The following is a 16,977-nucleotide window of genomic DNA, read 5'->3' as shown; positions in this document are numbered from 1 at the left end:
TTCCACCCTAGTGCCGGAAGTGCCGTGAGCCGGTAAAGACCATGCTCAGGCCCAGTTCGTCGGCGGCGGCAACCACTTCGGGGTCACGCTTGGCGCCGCCGGGTTGCAGGATGGCCGTGACCCCCGCGCCCGCGGCCAGCCGCACCACATCATCGAAGGGAAAGAAGGCCTCCGAGGCCAGCGACGCGCCGTGTGCGCGCCCGCCCGCGTTCGCCACGGCGCGTTCGGCGGCCCAGATGCGGCTGACCGCCCCCGCACCCAGGCCCACCGTCACGCCGCCGCGGGCCAGCACCACCGCGTTGCTGCGGGCATGCTTGACCACGCCCCACGCGAAGCGCAGATCGTTCCATTCTTCCTCGCGCGGCTGACGCCGGGTGACCACCTCGGGACACAGGTCATCCCAGGGCCGGGCGTCGCGCTCCTGCACGGCGAACCCACCGGCCAGCGGGCGCAGGTCCAGCACGCTGATCCGGGCCGAGGGTCCGGCGATCAGAACGCGCAGGTCCGGCTTCTTGGCGGCGAACCACCCGACCGCCTCGGGCGTCACGTCGGGCGCGATCAGAACTTCCAGAAAGGTGCCGCGCATCGCCTGGGCCGCCGTGAGGTCCACCGTGCCGTTCAGGGCCACGACCCCGCCGAAGACGCTCAGGGTGTCGGCGTCGCGCGCCAGTTCCCACGCGGCCCGCGCGTCGTCGGCCCGCGCCACACCGCAGGGATTGCCGTGCTTGACCGCCACACACACGACTCCTTCTTCCTGTGCGCCCAGTTCCTGGCACAGGGCCCAGGCCGCGTCGGCGTCGGCGTAATTGTTGAAGCTCATGGGCTTGCCCGCCACCACGCGGGCGTCGAGCACCGGACCGCTCGCTCCGCCCCAGCGGTAGACCGCGCCCGGCTGGTGCGGGTTCTCGCCGTAGCGTACCTCGGCAACCCGCGACAGGTGCAGGTCCAGCGTGGGCGGCAGCTGTGTGGGCAATTCGTCCGACTCTCCTGCCAGGTACGCGGTGATGGCCGCGTCGTACTCGGAGGTGTGGCGGTAGGCCTTGGCGGCCAGGCGGCGGCGCTCGCTGGCGGGCACCTCCTCCTGCAGGGCCACGCCGTAGTCGGCCGGGTCCACGAGCACCAGCACGCCCGCATGGTTCTTGGCCGCCGAGCGGATCATGGCCGGGCCGCCAATATCGATGTTCTCGATGGCCTCGGCATCGGGGGCGCCGCGCGCCACCGTCTCGCGGAAGGGGTACAGGTTGACACACACCAGGTCAATGGTGTCCAGCCCCTGCGCCTCCAGCTCGGCGAGGTGTCCGGCCTCGCGCCGGGCCAGAATGCCGCCGTGGATCGCCGGATGCAGCGTCTTGACCCGGCCGCCCAGCATCTCGGGAAAGCCGGTCACGTCGCTGACCGCCGTGACCGGCACCCCGGCCTGCGAGAGCGCCGTGAAGGTGCCGCCGGTGCTGAGCAGTTCCCAGCCCCGCTGCGAAAGGGACCGCGCGAACTCCACCACGCCGGTCTTGTCACTCACTGAAATCAAAGCCCGTCTGCTCATGCCCCGCCTCCTGTCATAGAGAACTGCGGACGCGCCGCGTGTGCGGCGGCCGTCCGACCCAGGCGCGCGATCCATCTTGGTGTTCCGAACGGCTCCCCCGTGGTGGTCCCACGTTCAGCGCCAGTTGCCGTCCGCCGTGGAAGCAGCATAGCAGGCGGCCCAGCGGCGGAGTACGGGACTGCGGGCTGTGGGCACACAGAAAGAACCCTCCCCGGGACAGGGGAGGGGAATGGCCGGCGGGCCTCTGGTACGCCTCAGTTGCTGTTGCCCGAACCGTCGGGGGCGGGTTCGGGAAGCGTCTCCGGGGGTGTTTCGTGGGTCACCACCGCCCGCCTGGGCTCCTGCTCCGGGCCGCCGATCACCGAACGGAGTTCGTCCAGAACGGCGCGTTCCCTGTCATTGACCCGCTCACCGCCGAAGCCCAGAAAGCCGCCTTCCTTGGCCGCCTCGGCGGTGCGCTGGGCCACGCTCAGGAGCATGTCCCGGTACGCGGCGGCGTCCTGTGCGCTGGTCTTGGCATCCACCAGCCACATCGCCTGCCGCACCGCTTCCAGGCTCTGGGCGCGGACCTCATCGAGGTTGCGGGCGGGGTCGGCCTCGGGCGCTTTGGCAGCGGGCTGTCCCAGCAGGTCGGCGGCCATGGCCTCCATGAGGGGGGTACGTCCCTCGCGGCTCACGCTCTCGCGCACGGCAGCCGCAATGGCCTGGGCCTCGGCGAGCAGGCCGGTCAGGCCGCTGGGACTGGCAGCCACCACTGCCGCGCCTGCCCGTCCGGGGCCGGCCATGATCTTGAACCATTCGTCGGGCGTGAAGTTGTCCTTGAGACTCATGCCCCAGCGTAAACCGGCCGGGTCGGGGCCGGGCTTGCGGGTTCATTCACGCCGGGCCACAGGGTCCAAGTTCAGGCCGGCTGGAGCTGGGGCTTCTCCTCTTGCAGGTTGGCACGCCCCCAGGTGTCGATGGCGTCGATCACGCCCTGCAACTCACGGCCGGCGGAGGTCAGGGTATACACGCTGCGGGCAAGCTTGCCGTGGGTGTCCTCGGTGCGCTTGCTGATGATTCTGAGCGCTTCCAGGTGTTCCAGGCGCTGGGTCAGCGTGGCGCTGTTGCACCCGCCCACCGCACGCGCCAGCTCGTTAAAGCCCTTCTCGCCGTCCAGCAGAGAGCGGACGATGTGCAACACCCACTTCTCCTGCAACACGCCGATGGCCCGGTAGACCGGGCAGAAGTTGCCATGTCCAGAGGCGGTGTGTTCGGGATTCATGTCCGGATTCTACACCTAAACGCCAACTAAACTGGGGTGAACGTTACACCGCTTGACATTTCAAAGTGGTGAGGGTAGCGTTGCGGACATGACCGCGACCACTTCCCGTCCCCTGAGTGTCACCGAAGCCATCGAGAGCCGCCGCAGCATTCGCAAGTATCTGCCCGAGCCCATGAACCAGGATGACCTGCGCGAAATCCTGCGCCTGGCCAGCCTGGCCCCCAGCGCCTGGAATGCCCAGACGTGGCGCTTTGCCGTGATCCAGAACCCTGAACTCCAGGCCGAGCTGCAGGCCGCCGCCTATGGCCAGGGCCAGGTCACAAACGCGCCCGCCGTGATCGTCGTTTACAGCGATATGGAAGACACCCTGAACACGGTGGAGGAAACCGCGCACCCCGGCATGGGTGAAGAGGGCCGCAGCGGCCAGCGCAAGACTTTTGAAGGTGCCTTTGGAGCCCAGGACGTGGCCCAGCGCGGTCAGTGGGGCCTGAGCCAGGCGAACATCGCCTTCGGCTTCCTGATGGTGGCCGCGCGCAGCCTGGGCTATGACACCGTTCCCATGCTGGGCTTCCAGCCCGACAAGGTGCGCGGGCTGCTGGGCCTGCCCGAGCACGTTCAGTTCGCCGGCATGCTGCCCATCGGCAAGCGCGCCGAGGACGGCTTTCCCCACCATCGCCACAGCGTGGAGCGCATCACCACCTTTTACTGAGCCCCCAGCCCACTGAGCCCTTCGGCCCGGTTTTTGCGGCAGGCCGCTTCCCCCAGGAGGCGGCCTGCCGTGGTCACGGCCTTCCCGCCGGGCCCGCAACACACCCCAGAAACGTTTAGGCCAGTTCAGTTATTGACGGAATTCGTGCGGGTAATTACATTACGGCGCGGTGTGCCAGCGGTCTGGCGTCGTGCTGTTTCCTCACCTGTTTTCCCCTTCTCGCGCCCGAGGTTGCCATGTCACGACGCCCCGCCGCCCTGATCTTCATTCTGATCACTGCCCTGATCGACATCATGGGCATCGGACTGATCATTCCGGTGCTGCCGGGGCTGGTCAAGGACCTTGCCGGCTCGGAGGTGGCGGGCGCGCGCGACATCGGGCTGCTCACCGCCGCCTACGCGGTGATGCAGTTTGTTTTCGCGCCGATTCTGGGTACCCTCAGCGACCGCTACGGCCGGCGGCCGGTGCTGCTGCTGAGCCTGCTGGGGGTCACGCTGGACTACCTGCTGCTGTACTTTGCGCCCAGCCTGTGGTGGCTGCTCGTGGGCCGCCTGATCGCCGGGATCACCGGGGCCAGCCTGACGGTGGCGAACGCCTACATCGCAGACGTGACCGCGCCGCAGGACCGCGCAAAGAACTTTGGCCTGCTCGGCGCGACCTTCGGGGTGGGCTTTATCCTGGGTCCGGCGCTGGGCGGGGTGCTGGGCGAATATGGCCTGCGGGTGCCGTTCCTGGCGGCGGCGGCCCTGAGCGGCCTGAATCTGCTGTATGGCTTTTTCGTGCTGCCCGAATCGCTGCCGGCCTCTGCCCGCGGCAAGCGGCTGCAGCGGCGCAACCTCAATCCGTTCACGCCGCTGCGGGCGCTTACCGAGTACCCGCTGCTGCGCAACCTGGCCCTGACCTTCGTGCTGCTGGGCCTGGCCGGGCAGGTCATTTTCAGCACCTGGGTGCTGTACACCGAGGGGGTGCTGCGCTGGACCCCGCTGCAAAACGGCGCGGCCCTGGCCGTCTTCGGCCTGCTGACGGCGGTGGTGCAGGGCGGTCTGATCGGCCCGGCGATCCGCGCCCTGGGCGAGCGGCGCACCATTCTGCTCGGGCTGATCCTGTCCACCGCCGAGTTTCTGGTGCTCAGCGTGGCGCGCAGCGCGCCGGTGCTGTACGCCTCGCTGGTCGTGGGGGCGGGCGGCGGCCTCGCCAATCCGGCCATCCAGGGCCTGATCAGCCGTCAGGTGGACGAAACCGAGCAGGGGCGGGTGCAGGGCGCGATCACCAGCTTGAACAGCCTGGTCGGGGTGGTCGGGCCGCTGATCGCCACCGCCGTGTTCGCGTACTTCAACGGTGGGGGAGCGGAGGTGCGCGTGCCGGGCGCGGCCTTCCTGATGGGCGCGGCCTTCTCGGTGGCGGGCACGCTGCTGATCTGGTCGGTGTTGCGCCGCACGCCGCCGGCCGTGGCCGTGCAGGGAGCCACCGACTGAGTTTATCCAGCGCCGACGGGACCGTGCTTTTCTGCGAGGGGCACGACGCCCCGCGCGACATGACCGCAAGACGGTGGACCATTCCCGCCCACGTCAAGGTGGAGGTCTGGAAGTGCGACGGCGGGGCGTGCGTACAGTGCGGGGCCACCGACGAGCTGCACTTTGACCATATCCTGCCGTACGCCTGGGGAGGCACGTCGCTCACGGCACACAACGTTCAGCTGCTGTGTGCGCGCCACAATCTGGCCAAGAGCGACCGCCTCCAGTAACCCTCACACCTCCTGAACCTCGCCCCTGCCCACCTCCCAGATGCGTGTCGCCACCCGCCCGGTCAGTGCGCGGTCGTGGCTGGCCAGCAGCACGGTGCCGGGAAAGCCCAGCAGCAACGTTTCCAGGGCCTCGATCGCGCGGAGGTCCAGGTGGTTGGTCGGCTCGTCCAGCACGAGCACCTGCGCCCGGGTCACGCTCAGGCGGGCCAGACTCAGGCGGGTGCGCTGCCCGCCCGACAGATCCGCGAGCGCAAAGGCCGGGCCACCGGGCAGTTCCAGCCCCGCCGCGACCTCGTGCAGCTGGTGTGGGGTGAGGTCCGGGTTGGCGTCCAGCAGCGCGTCCGCCACGGTCCGTAGGCCGGATAGCTCCTCGGCGTGCTGGCCCGCCGCGTACACGCTCAGGCCCGGTCCCCAGCGCACGGCGCCGCTGCACGGCAGGGTGCCGAGCACAGCGCCCAGCAGCGTGGACTTGCCGCCGCCGTTCGGCCCGGTCAGGGCGATGCGTTCTCCCCGCCGCACGCCGAGCCGCACGCCGCACAGCACGGGCCGGTCGCCGCGCCGGACCCCGAGATCACGAACGGTGAGCACCTCGGCGGGGCCGGGTGGGGCCGGCGGCAGGTTCAGGCGCACCGTGCGGCGATCTTGGTGTGGCCGGGCGGTGGCCTGGGCGTCCAGCCGCTCGATCTGTCTTTGCATGGCCCGGGCCCGGGCCGAGAAGATCTGCTGCGCGCGCCCGGCCTTGTGGCTCGACAGGAACTTGTCGTTGTCGCGGGCCCGGCGCCGGTTTTCTTCCACGGCCCCCTTGCTTGCCTGCCGCCGCTGGTCCTCGTCGAGCGCCGCCCGTTTGCGCTGGTACGCCGCGTGGTCCCGCGTCTGCGCCTCCCGCAACGACGCCTTGAGGGTCATGGCCGCCGTGTACGCGCCGGGATAAATGCTCAGCGTGCCGCGTTGCAGCTCGGCCGTGCGGGTGGCCACGGTGTCCAGAAACGCGCGGTCGTGGCTCGCGAGCACAAAGGCCGCGTCCGACGCCTGAATCCAGCCCTCCAGCCACGCCGCGCCGTCGGCGTCGAGGTGGTTGGTCGGCTCGTCGAGCAGGTACACGTCGGCGGGCGCAAGCAGCAGCCGCGCGAGCATCACCCGCCGCAGCTGTCCGCCCGACAGCGCTCCTCCATCCGCGTCCGGGCACAGGGGCAGGCCCAGACCGCTCAGGACGCCCGCCGCCCGCGCCTCAAAGTCGTAACCGCCCGCCTGCCGGTACGTTTCCTCGGCCTCCGCGAAGGCGTGCAGGGCCGGCTCGTCGGCGCGGGCCAGACCACCGGACGCCACCGCAAAGGCCCGCCGCGCCTCCCGCAGTTCCGGGGGGGTCACGGCGTCCAGCAAGGTGCACGCCTCCACGTCGGCGTGCTGGGTCAGCAGGGCCACCCGGCCCGTGCGCGTCAGCGTGCCCGCGTCCGGCGCGTCCAGCCCGGCGAGCAGCCGCAGCAGCGTGCTCTTGCCGCTGCCGTTTTCTCCGATGAGGGCGAGGCGTTCTCCTGCCCCCACCTCCAGATGGATGCCTGCAAAGATGGTCTGGTCGCCGTAGATCCGGGCGACTTCTGTAGCGCGCAACAGCACGTTGTACCCCCTGCGGGCGAGGCCCCGTCCCGACACATGTGGGCGGAAGCAGCTTCAAGCCCTGGTTACAGGGAGGTGCGGCGCAATGGAGAACAATCCTTTGAATGGACGGAGGGCGAACGTTTCCAGAATCCGGGGAACGTTACTCGCAGTGTACGGCGGTCCGGCGCCGTTAGGCCGGAGTGCTTACCCGCTTGACCCTGACGCGGCGTGAGGTTCTGCGGTGTGGTCCACTTGAAAACCCATGCGGCGGGGCCGGGCTGTTCCACGGTTCGCCCCGCCCTCTGCGCCCCTCACTCCCGGCGGCGCAAAGCGAGCACCAGCAGAAAGACCGCCGTGTTGACCAGCACGATGGTCGCGCCCGGCGCCGTGTTCAGGTAATAGCTGAGGTACAGGCCCACCACGCCGCCCACGCTGCCCAGGGCGGCGGCCAGCGCGATCATGCGCGGCAAGCTGCGCGCGAGCAGCCGGGCGGCGGCGCTGGAGGTGATCAGCAGGCTCACGCTCAGGGTCGTGCCCACCAGCTGCACGGTCAGGACCACCACCAGCCCGATCAGGATCAACAGCAGGCTTTCCAGCCGGCGCACCGGCAGGCCCACCGCCCGCGCCTCGGTGGGGTCGAAGGAGGCGAGCAGCAGTTCCTTCTGGACCGCGCCCAGCACGGCCCCCACCACCGCCGTTACCGCCAGCGCGCCCCACAGGTCCCCTACCGTCACGCCCAGCGGATTGCCGATCAGGAAGTGGCTGAGGTCCGAGGTGAAGGTGGGCACGCGCGACAGCATCACGATGCCCAGCGCGAACATGCCCACGAACACGATGCCGATGGCGCTGTCCTGTTTCAGGCCGCTGCGCTGGCCGACCGCGCCGATGCCCAGCGCGGTGAGGATGGCGGCCACCAGCGCCCCGAGCAGCAGGTTTCCGCCCGACAGAAAGGCGCCCACGATGCCCGGCAGGACGGCGTGGCTCATGGCGTCGCCGATGTAGCTCAGGCCGCGCAGCACCACCCACGCCCCCACCAGCGCACACAGCACGCTGACGAGCACCACGGCGAGCAGGGCGCGCACGAAGAAATCAAACTGCAGGGGATCGGTCAGGAAGTCCATGGGGTCCGGGGGCGGCGCTCAGGCGTGCATGAAACCACACAACACCGGGAACGGAGGGGCGAGGGCCGCGCTGTTTCACGCCTCGGCATGTGTATGCCCCAGGTGGGAGGTGCTGAAGGTCGCCTCAATGTTGTGGGGGGTGTAGATCTCCTCGGGCGTGCCGTCGGCAACGATCCGTTTGTTGATCAGAATCAGGTGGTCGCACCAGCGCCGGGCCTGTTCCAGATCGTGGGTGACCATCACCACCGCGCGGCCCCGGTCGGCCTGGGCGCGCAGCAGCGCCATCAGCTGTTCCTGGGTGGTCGCGTCCACGCCGGTCAGCGGTTCGTCGAGCAGCAGCAGGTGGCCGTCGCGGGCGAGCATGCGGGCGAGCAGCACGCGCTGGCGCTGGCCTCCGCTCAGCGCTCCGATGTGGCGGTGGCGCAAGTCATAGACGCCGGTTTCTTTCAGGGCGGCCGTGACCCGCTCGCGATCGGCGCGGCCCGGCCAGCGCAGCCAGCCCAGGCGACCGGTGCGGCCCATCATCGCCACGTCCCACACGGTCACCGGAAAGCCCCAGTCCAGCGTCTGCTGCTGCGGCACGTACGAGATGCAGTTCTGCGCGGTGTGGCCCGCATCAAAGCGCACGGCGTCCCCATGGTCGGGCAGCAGGCCCACCAGCGTCCGCAGCAGCGTGGACTTGCCCGCTCCGTTTGGCCCGATGATCGCTGAGAACGTCCCGGCCTCGAACCGGACGGTGGCGTCTTCCAGGGCCACCTGGGACCCGTAACGCACGGTGAGATGTTCTACGCCCAGCACCGCGTCAGCTTACTCCAGTCGGAGAGTTGTTGCGAGAGCCGTATCAAGAAGGTCGGGCAGCCTGTCGGATACGCTGAGCGCATGTCCACCGCTTCTCTGTCCCCCGAGATCCAGACCCTGCGGGCCGTTTACGACGCCCAGTTGCGTGAGGAGGCCGAGATGATGTCGGCCGATGCCTTTGACCGGGCAGGTCCATTGTGGCGCGGCACATTCGGCAACCGGGGCTTCGTGTCCTACCGTTCGCTGGACGGGCTGGCAGGCCAGGCCCTGGAGGGTCTGATTGCGCAGACCATTGCCCACTACGCGGCCGATCCGCAGATCGCGTTCTTCGAGTGGAAGACACGCGGACATGACGCACCCGCTGATCTGACCCAGCGTCTGCGCGCCCACGGCCTGCACGCGGACGACCCCGAAACGGTCATGCTGGGCGAGGCCCGGCGGCTGGACCAGCCGGTTCACCTTCCGGCCGGGGTGACGCTGCGCCGCATTGATGATCAGGCCCAGCCCTATCCGGATGTGGTCCGTGCGGTGAGGGCGCAGGAACTGGCGTTCGGACGGCCCTTTGAGGCGGACAACTTTATGCGTCACATGGAACAGAGCGCCGGTCGGGCAGAATTGTGGGTGGCCGAAACCTCCGAGGAGGTGGTCTGCGTGGGCCGCCTGGAAGTCATTCCGAACACCGAATGTGCGGGCCTGTGGGGGGGCGGCACCCTGCCCGGATGGCGTGGCCGCGGCATTTACCGCGCCTTGACGGCGGCCCGCGCCCGGTCGGCCCTGCAGCGGGGGGTGCGCTACCTGCACAGCGACTGTACCGAGTTCTCCCGCCCCATCCTGGAGCGCAGCGGTCTGATCCCGGTCACGACGAGCACTCCCTACCTGTGGCGGCGTGCGTAACCGGCCTGGGCCGGGGCAGCACAGGCGTCAGCGCAGGGCCTTCACCATGGTGTCCACATTGGTCCGGAACGCTTTGAGAAAGGTTTCGCCCGCGCTGCCCTTTGGCCCCAGCGCGTCGGTGTACAGCGGCGGCGCGATGCGGATGCCCGTTTCCTGGGCCAGGGTTTTGGCGAGGCGGATGTCCAGCGTGTCCTCGGTGAAGATGACCCGCGCGCCACTTTTCTTGACCGCCACGATCAGGGTGGCCAGTTCCCGAGCACTCGGCTCACGCTCGGTGCTGAGGCCAGGAATGACCGCGCCGATCACCTTCAGGCCGTAACGGTTGGCCAGGTAGTTCAGGGCATCGTGGTTGGTCACGATCTGACGCTTGCGCGCCGGCAGCGCGGCAAATTGCTTTCGGGCGTCGGCGTCGGCGGCGCTCAACTGCTTCAGATAAGCCGCCGTGTTCCGGGCGTAGGTCGCCTTTCCCGCCGGGTCCAGCGCCGTCAGGCCCGCCTGGACGTTCTTCACGTACCCGGCCGCCAGCCCCAGATCCCACCATGCGTGCGGGTCGGTGCCGCCGTCGGCGGCCGTCAGCTTCAGGCCCGCCGTCAGCGCCCTGACCGGTACGCCCGGCGCGGACTTCTGAAGCTGGGGCAGCCACGGCTCCAGGCCCGCGCCGTTGGCGAACAGCACGCGGCTGCCGGCCAGTCCCCGGATCACGGCCGTGGTGGGCTGAAAGGTGTGCGCGTCGGTTCCGGCAGGAACGATGGTGGTGACGGCCACCCGCGTTCCCCCCACGTTCTTCACGAGGTCGGCGATGATGGAGGTGGTGGCGCTGACGGGAAGGGCAGACGCCCCGGCCATTCCGGCACACAGGACAGCGGACAGAACGAGAAACCTCATAACCGAAAATGATAGAGCTTTATCAATAAAGATGCAAGGAGGCGTGGGCAGCGGTGGACATCCATGCTTTAGAAAATAAACTGTGCGTGCTTAACCAACACTGCGGGTGGGCGGTGGTACGCTTTTTTCATGACAGCCACCCCTCCGCAAATCCAGGACTACGACGTTGTAATTGTCGGCGGCGGCCCCGCCGGACTGACCGCCGCCATTTACACGGGCCGCGCCAGCCTCAGCACGCTGATTCTGGAAAAGGGGCTGCCCGGCGGCCAGATTGCCCAGACCGAGGAAGTCGAGAATTACCCGGGCTTTCCCGAGCCCATCAGCGGCATGGAACTGGCGGGGCGGATGCAGCAGCAGGCCGAGAAATTTGGCGGCAAGATCGAGATGGACGAGGTAGAGGCCATTGAACAGACCGGCGACCCCCACCATCCCTTCCTGGTGCGGGGCTACGGCGGCCAGTACCGTGCCCGCAGCGTCATCTTGGCGACCGGCGCGAACCCCAAGCGGCTGAACGTGCCCGGCGAGGAAGAATTCTGGGGCCGGGGCGTGAGCACCTGCGCCACCTGTGACGGCTTTTTCTACCGTGGCAAGAAGGTCGTCGTGGTGGGCGGGGGAGACGCCGCCGTCGAGGAGGGCCTGTTCCTGACCAAGTTCGCCGACGAGGTCACCCTGATTCACCGCCGCGACGCCCTGCGCGCCAACAAGGTGGCCCAGGCCCGCGCCTTTGCCAACCCCAAGATGAAGTTCGTCTGGGACACCGCCGTGGAACGGATCACGGGCGACGGCTCGGTGGGCAGCGTGAGCCTGAAGAACCTCAAGACCGGCGAGACCAGCGAGATGGCAACCGACGGCGTATTTATCTTTATCGGCCACGTGCCCAACACGGAATTCGTCAAGGACACGGTGAACCTGCGTGAGGACGGCTACGTGGACGTGACGGATGAGATCTACACCAGCGTGCCCCTGCTGTTCGCGGCCGGAGACGTCAGCGATTACATCTACCGTCAGCTGGGCACCAGCGTCGGGGCAGGAACGCGGGCGGCCATGAGCGCCGAGCGTGCGCTGGCTGCGCTGGAAGTGGCCGGGGAAGTCGCCGCCGACTGAGGCCGGACATCCCGTTCGATACGGGCACAGCCGGGGGCATGTCGCAGGACGTGCCCCCCTTCCTGGATGGAATCCCCGGTCCATGGTGAGACAGGGCAACAGCCCACCAGAGCTGAAGTTGCCGGAAGGTGTAGGCACGCTGCGCACTGTGGGTCGATAAAAAGCCTTGAGTCGAAAAAAAAGGAAAAAGCAAAAGGGGCAGCGTGAAGCTGCCCCATCCACCACGGCAAGACCTGCTCAGCGGGGGGTGGTTCCGGTGGTGTTGGTGTAGGGCCGGTCGTCGCGGCGGCGCAGGCCAGCCAGACCCGCCAGCCCGAGGAGGCCCAGCCAGCCCCAGTCGAACCCGTCGTTGTCGTCAATCATGGGGGCGGTGGTGGTCGTGTTGGTCGTGGTCGTGTCGGTCTGGGCCAGGGCCGAGAAAGGGGCGCACAGGACAGAGAACAGCACGGCGGTCTTGATCGTATTTTTCATGGTGGATCCTCCTGGTCGTGGTCGCCTGGAACATGTGTTCCGTGGGGCGACTGAAGATTGACATGCCGGCCCGCCGGTGTGCCTATACCTGACATTGGGTGAAGTTGCACACAATCTTTAACTTTGGCGCGGGGGCCATGCAGCGTGTGCGGCGCTGTGGGGCCATGTGATTCAGGACAAGACGGGACGCGGCCTTGTCCTGTGCTGGACCCTCATGGCGGCAGCAAATCCGGGCCTGACAACCCCTCTCCTCAGGTCCCTTTCCCGTATGCTCAGGGGGTGAATACCCTGCGCCTCTCCGACCGCATCGGGCGCAAGGTCCTGGGGTACGCGGCCAAGGGCAGGCGGCTGGCCCGCAGCGTGAAACCGGACCACGCCCACCCGGACGACGCCTGGGCGCTGGCGCACCTGACTGCCGGAGAGGCCCGCGTGTACCGGGGCATGGACCCGCGCGACCGCGAACATGCCTGCCGCGTCACGCTGCATCTGCTGCGCGACCACCCGGCGGCGGCCCCGGAACTGGTGGCGGCCGCCCTGCTGCACGACTGCGGCAAGAGCGTTCGCCCGTACCGCGTGACCGAGCGCGTGCTCGTCGGGCTGATTCCCAACCGGCTGGCGCGGCTGCTGCCCCCCATCGGAGCACTCGGCATCCGGGCGCATCATCCCGAACTGGGCGCACGGCTGCTCGCCCACGCCGGGGCCAGACCGCGCGTGGCCCGGCTGGTGGCCCGCCACCACCACCCGGACGGCGACCCCGAAGCCGCCCTGCTGCACCACTACGACGATCAGGAATAGCCGGGACCAGAAGTCACCGGGGAGAAGCAGGGGCGCGGCCCACACCGGGTCGGTGGGCCGCGCCCCTGCCGGAGTGCTGGCCTTCGCCGCCGGGCTACTTCACGGCCCGGGTCCGGGCGTCGCGCAGCCAGTAGGTGCGGCCGTGGCTGTCCTGCAGCTCGGTGACGATCTGGGTGCGTTCTCCGGACTGCAGGTCGCCCGCACCGCCGCTGCCGCGTGCGCACAGCTGGGCGGCGCAGCCTGAGGTCAGCGCTGTCATCCGCGGCGCTTTCCAGACCCCCGAATCGGTGATCGCGTACATGCCCATGACCTTCAGGGAGGACACGTTGGGCGCGGCGCTTCCGGCGGCAACGCGCACGCGGACGCTGAATACGGCCCCGCTGAGCTGGGGCTGGGCCGCCACCTTCAGCACCTGACCGTTCAGGTTCAGGGTGGTGGGAGCGCTCAGCAGGTCACCGGCCAGCGGAGCGGGCGCGGCGTTCAGCGATCCGCACCCGGCCAAGCCCAGGGCCGCCGCGGCCAGCACGATACGGACCGGCAGCGAACGGGGAAAGGGCATGGACTTCATGAAGACAGCATACCTCAGGGATGTTGAGGGGCGCTGCGACACAGCCTCCAAACTCCTGGATGAACCGTGCTGGTCGGCCTTGACGGTTGTGGTGTCCTTCTCATGTGGCTCAGGGGCCGCCCGACTTGGGCCGGTCGGGGCGCTTACCAGCCCAGGTCGGGCGACGTGACCACCCGGTCGGCCGGCTGGTCGCTGAACAGCGCATAGGTCAGCGTGTAGGTGCCGGGAATCACCCGGCTCAGGACAATGGCGTCTCCGTCGACACGCGGCTGGACGTTCGCGAGGCTGGACCCCTGCAGCTGCAGCGGACCGCGGACGGCGGGCGGATTCCCGGCAGGCAGGGGGTCGATCAGACGCACGTTTTCCAGGGTGCTGTCCACCGTGAAGACCAGTGTGACGGTGTAGCCCTGCGCGGCGGCCTCCACGCTCTTGCTCAGGCTGGCCCGTGCGCCGTTCTGCACGCTGCGGGTCACATTGGCGCTGCCGGGGCTGCGCACCTTTGCCGCCCCGGTGGTCCGAAGCCCGACCGGGTTCAGCACCGCCTCGGCGGTGTCGCTGCGGCACACCCGCACCGGCACCTTCAGACGCAGCGGTTGTCCGCCGCTGAACTCACCGGAGGTTTCCAGCGGGTAGTCGCTGCTCCAGCCGGTCGGCAGGTTCAGCGCCAGCGTGGCGGGCAGCCGGTACGGAAAGTCGGTGCGGGCGCTGGCAACGAGCTGGGTAACGTCGCAGGCATTCAGAATGTCCGGCGCGGTAATCAGCGTGACGGTGGACAGCACGCGGTACTCGATGGTGACGCGGCCGGCAACTTCATCGGCGACCCGGCCCGGCAGCGGCGGCGTGAGCGTGCTGCCGGGAATGGGGGTGGGGGTGACCGGATAGTCGCCGGGGGCAAGCGGCACGGTGGCGGGGGTGGTCAGGGTACGTCCAGCGACCTCAAACGGCACGCCACTCAGTGCAATGCGCTGGTCGCCGTACAGCGCCACGGCGTCCACCGCCAGCTGGCCCTCGGGCGCGCGGGCCACAAAACGGATCTTGTTGTAGCCTGGCTGGTAACGCACCTCGGTCGGCGAGACGATGTTGCCGGTGCCCTGTACCAGCGTCGAACTGACCGGCACGTAGCCGGAGGGCAGCTGCGGGCGCACGCTGCTGTCTCCGATCAGGGTGTACGACGCGCCGGGAATCGGGCGGCCCCGCGGATCGACCACCTCGACGAACAGCTGGTTGGCGATCCGGGTCGCGGTGGGCGGATCGAAACCGCCGATGCGTGCGGAGACGGGCTTGTCGTTCAGCCGGAACGAGTAGCGCACTGCGTTGCTGTACTGCCGGGTCGTGGGCAGCACTCGGATGAAAATCTGCCACTCGCCCACCAGCTCCGGCGTGATCTTGAAGCGGTCGGTGGCGGTCTTGCCGTTGTCGCTGGGGGTCAGGTTGACGCGCGTGCCGCCCGGCTGCACCACGAAGGTCTCGGCCTCCTGAGGGCCGTCGATGTCGTAGTTCAGCAGGCCCACGGTCTGGCCCACCCAGTCGGCGGTGACGTTCAGGCGGGCAGCCAGCAGCGGCTCGGGCGTGGTCGCGCGGGCGTTCACGGTGAAGTCGCTGGTCTCCAGCGCAAAGGGCGCGGCCACCCGCAGCGCAAACGAGTTCTTCCCGTCGCCCCGGCTGTTCACCTTCAGGGTATAGGTGCCCGCTCCCAAGCCCCCCGAGAACAGGCTTTCCCAGGTGTGTTCCCGGTTCTGTCCAAACCGGCGGTCCAGCACCGTGCCGCCCGGGCCGCTCAGGGTGAAGGTGGTGTCAAAGGGTTCGTTCTTCTTGTACAGCTCATCCCCGAAATACCCTTCGTCGCGCCGCCCGTCCACGTAATCCTTGAGGTTGAAGCCCGGGGAGTACACTTCCAGGCCCAGCGGCTTGCCGGCGTCCTGCGGTGAGATGCGGATGGTATATGACTCCACGTCCTGCGGCCATTTCTCGCCCACCGACACCAGGGGCAGAATGCCGCCGATGGACGTGCCTGCGGGCGGCGCGGTCTGGGCCAGGGACGTGCCGCCCAGCGTCAGGGCGGCGGACACGGCGCTGAGAAGGGAAAATCGGGCGGGGGACCAGCGGGAAAAAGCGCTCAGCATGACTGCCCGCAGCATACTGTCTTGCCCCTGGGCCTCCGGGTTGCTCCCTGGACCTGCGCCGCCACGCGCTAGCATGCCGGGCGAGATGTTGTTTGCCCGCGCCCATGCCCGCACTTCCGCCGCCGCTCTGGAACAGAACCTGAGCCTGCTTGCCCGCCGCGCAGAGGTTCCCCTGCTGCTGCCGGTCAAGGCCAATGCCTACGGACACGGTCTGGAGGCCATCTCCCGTGTGGCTGCCCGCCATCCCGACGTGTGGGGGCTGGCGGTGGCCACCCCGCAGGAGGCCGGGGCGGTGGCCGCCCTGGAGCTGGGCAAGCCGGTGGTGCTGCTCACGCCGCCGCGCCCCGCCGAACTGGAGGAACTCGCCGATCTGGGCGTGCGGTTGCCGGTGGCCTCGCTGGAAGAGGCCGAGGCGCTGCCCGCCCACGCCCGCGCGCACCTGAAGGTGGACACCGGCATGAACCGGCTGGGCGCGCGGCCCGAAGACGCGGTCCGGGTGGGGCAACGGCTGCACGAGCGCGGTGTGCTGGAGGGGGCCTATACCCACTTCGCCACCGCTGACGAGCCGGACCTGAGTTTTGCCCACGAACAGTTCCGGCGCTTTCAGGGGGTGTTGCAGGAGTTGCCGCCGCTGCTCGCCCACGCGTCCAACGGAGGCGGCATCCTGAGTCTGGGGGCGCTGCCGGGCATGCGGCTGGCGCGGCCTGGCCTGGCATCCTACGGCTTTGCGCCGCCGCACCTGCGCGGCGTGCTGCCGCTGACCCCCGTGATGACCCTGGAGGCCGAGGTCACGTACGTGCATACCGTCCGGGCCGGCGAGAGCGTCAGCTACGGCGGGCTGTGGCATGCCCCGCAGGACACCGTGCTGGCCACCGTGGGACTGGGCTATGCCGATGGGTACCCGCGCAATGCCACCGGAAAGGCGTTCGTGACGGTGGCGGGCGAGCGCCGTCCCATGGTGGGCCGCATCTGCATGGACCAGTGCCTGGTGGATGTGAGTGGATTGAACGTGCAGGTGGGAGACGTGGTGCGCTTCTGGGGTCCACAGGACATCACGGTGAGCGACGTGGCGGCGTGGGCAGACACCATTGAATACGAGGTGTTGACTGGGCTAGGAACGCGCATAGAACGGCAGACCGACCGGTAAAGGACAGGGCCTGGGCAACCGGTCACGGCGCCCTGAGGCCCGATAAGTGTGCTGACTCGGCGTTCGGGGAGCCCGGATGCGGCATGATGGAGAACGAACGCGAACTGGCAACGGTTTGCAGGTACCTCTTTGCCCCAGGTGCCCGGACGGCCTGAGTGTGCTCAGGCGGCAGTCTGACGCGGCCCTTCAGCTTCATTCCCTGACGCTTCTTCCCAGCC

General features: G+C 68.8%; 17 protein-coding genes and 1 riboswitch. Of the genes, 7 read left to right on the top strand and 10 right to left on the bottom strand.

From position 1 onward, the window contains the following. Positions 1-7: 7 nt before the first annotated feature. From purH to IEY21_RS04640, 3 genes are all read right to left on the bottom strand, one after another. The gene (gene purH, locus IEY21_RS04650) at positions 8-1,540 is read right to left on the bottom strand and encodes a bifunctional phosphoribosylaminoimidazolecarboxamide formyltransferase/IMP cyclohydrolase (protein ID WP_188901869.1); all 1,533 of its coding nucleotides are present in this window, start codon (positions 1,538-1,540) and stop codon (positions 8-10) included. 49 nt (positions 1,541-1,589) lie between these two features. Further along, positions 1,590-1,678: riboswitch (ZMP/ZTP riboswitch) on the bottom strand. A gap of 116 nt (positions 1,679-1,794) precedes the next feature. Continuing rightward, entirely contained in the window at positions 1,795-2,370 is a 576-nt protein-coding gene (locus IEY21_RS04645; protein ID WP_188901868.1) for a hypothetical protein, read from the bottom strand. 71 nt (positions 2,371-2,441) lie between these two features. Next, on the bottom strand, positions 2,442-2,804 hold the full coding sequence (locus IEY21_RS04640; RefSeq protein ID WP_188901866.1) for a winged helix-turn-helix transcriptional regulator: 363 nt from the start codon (positions 2,802-2,804) through the stop codon (positions 2,442-2,444). 88 nt (positions 2,805-2,892) lie between these two features. Here IEY21_RS04640 and IEY21_RS04635 point away from each other — a divergent pair, with 88 nt between their 5' ends. The 3 genes from IEY21_RS04635 (at position 2,893) to IEY21_RS04625 (ending at position 5,257) form a co-directional block, all read left to right on the top strand. Then, positions 2,893-3,513: a nitroreductase family protein gene (locus IEY21_RS04635; protein ID WP_188901864.1), complete on the top strand. Its 621-nt coding sequence runs from the start codon at positions 2,893-2,895 to the stop codon at positions 3,511-3,513. Between the two features lie 236 nt (positions 3,514-3,749). Continuing rightward, a complete protein-coding gene (locus IEY21_RS04630) occupies positions 3,750-4,988 on the top strand; it encodes a TCR/Tet family MFS transporter (protein WP_188901862.1) in 1,239 nt (412 codons plus the stop codon). 59 nt (positions 4,989-5,047) lie between these two features. Next, the gene (locus IEY21_RS04625; protein ID WP_188901860.1) at positions 5,048-5,257 is read left to right on the top strand and encodes an HNH endonuclease; all 210 of its coding nucleotides are present in this window, start codon (positions 5,048-5,050) and stop codon (positions 5,255-5,257) included. 3 nt (positions 5,258-5,260) lie between these two features. On the opposite strand, the gene IEY21_RS04620 is transcribed toward IEY21_RS04625, so the two are convergent. The 3 genes from IEY21_RS04620 to mntA all read right to left on the bottom strand — a co-directional run bounded on the left by IEY21_RS04620 (position 5,261) and on the right by mntA (position 8,772). Further along, entirely contained in the window at positions 5,261-6,871 is a 1,611-nt protein-coding gene (locus IEY21_RS04620) for an ABC-F family ATP-binding cassette domain-containing protein (protein WP_229752882.1), read from the bottom strand. A gap of 293 nt (positions 6,872-7,164) precedes the next feature. Next, positions 7,165-7,974: a manganese ABC transporter permease MntB gene (gene mntB, locus IEY21_RS04615; protein ID WP_188901859.1), complete on the bottom strand. Its 810-nt coding sequence runs from the start codon at positions 7,972-7,974 to the stop codon at positions 7,165-7,167. Between the two features lie 75 nt (positions 7,975-8,049). Continuing rightward, positions 8,050-8,772, bottom strand: a complete 723-nt coding sequence (gene mntA / locus IEY21_RS04610; protein ID WP_188901857.1) for a manganese ABC transporter ATP-binding protein MntA — start codon at positions 8,770-8,772, stop codon at positions 8,050-8,052. Positions 8,773-8,853: 81 nt separating this feature from the next. On the opposite strand from mntA, the gene IEY21_RS04605 reads away from it, so the two are divergent. Then, a complete protein-coding gene (locus IEY21_RS04605; RefSeq protein WP_188901855.1) occupies positions 8,854-9,666 on the top strand; it encodes a GNAT family N-acetyltransferase in 813 nt (270 codons plus the stop codon). 27 nt (positions 9,667-9,693) lie between these two features. On the opposite strand, the gene mntC is transcribed toward IEY21_RS04605, so the two are convergent. Beyond that, complete coding sequence (mntC, locus tag IEY21_RS04600; RefSeq protein ID WP_188901853.1) at positions 9,694-10,551, bottom strand: manganese ABC transporter substrate-binding protein MntC; 858 nt, start codon at positions 10,549-10,551, stop codon at positions 9,694-9,696. A 129-nt stretch (positions 10,552-10,680) separates the two neighbouring features. Here mntC and trxB point away from each other — a divergent pair, with 129 nt between their 5' ends. Then, positions 10,681-11,655 (top strand): thioredoxin-disulfide reductase, encoded by a 975-nt coding sequence (gene trxB, locus IEY21_RS04595; RefSeq protein WP_188901851.1) that lies wholly within the window; start codon positions 10,681-10,683, stop codon positions 11,653-11,655. 237 nt (positions 11,656-11,892) lie between these two features. On the opposite strand, the gene IEY21_RS04590 is transcribed toward trxB, so the two are convergent. After that, a complete protein-coding gene (locus IEY21_RS04590; protein WP_188901849.1) occupies positions 11,893-12,126 on the bottom strand; it encodes a WGxxGxxG family protein in 234 nt (77 codons plus the stop codon). Between the two features lie 279 nt (positions 12,127-12,405). Here IEY21_RS04590 and IEY21_RS04585 point away from each other — a divergent pair, with 279 nt between their 5' ends. Beyond that, positions 12,406-12,921, top strand: a complete 516-nt coding sequence (locus IEY21_RS04585) for an HD domain-containing protein (protein ID WP_188901847.1) — start codon at positions 12,406-12,408, stop codon at positions 12,919-12,921. A gap of 94 nt (positions 12,922-13,015) precedes the next feature. On the opposite strand, the gene IEY21_RS04580 is transcribed toward IEY21_RS04585, so the two are convergent. Next, entirely contained in the window at positions 13,016-13,489 is a 474-nt protein-coding gene (locus IEY21_RS04580; RefSeq protein WP_229752880.1) for a hypothetical protein, read from the bottom strand. Positions 13,490-13,632: 143 nt separating this feature from the next. Beyond that, entirely contained in the window at positions 13,633-15,612 is a 1,980-nt protein-coding gene (locus IEY21_RS04575) for a hypothetical protein (RefSeq protein WP_188901845.1), read from the bottom strand. 85 nt (positions 15,613-15,697) lie between these two features. Between IEY21_RS04575 and alr the strand changes: the two genes are divergently transcribed. Further along, on the top strand, positions 15,698-16,759 hold the full coding sequence (gene alr, locus IEY21_RS04570) for an alanine racemase (RefSeq protein ID WP_373290475.1): 1,062 nt from the start codon (positions 15,698-15,700) through the stop codon (positions 16,757-16,759). The last annotated feature ends 218 nt before the right edge of the window (positions 16,760-16,977 follow it).

It is taken from the genome of Deinococcus aerophilus (assembly GCF_014647075.1).
GTDB lineage: Bacteria > Deinococcota > Deinococci > Deinococcales > Deinococcaceae > Deinococcus > Deinococcus aerophilus.
The sequence above is the reverse complement of the archived record's forward strand: the minus strand, read 5'-3'. Positions and strand labels throughout refer to the sequence as shown.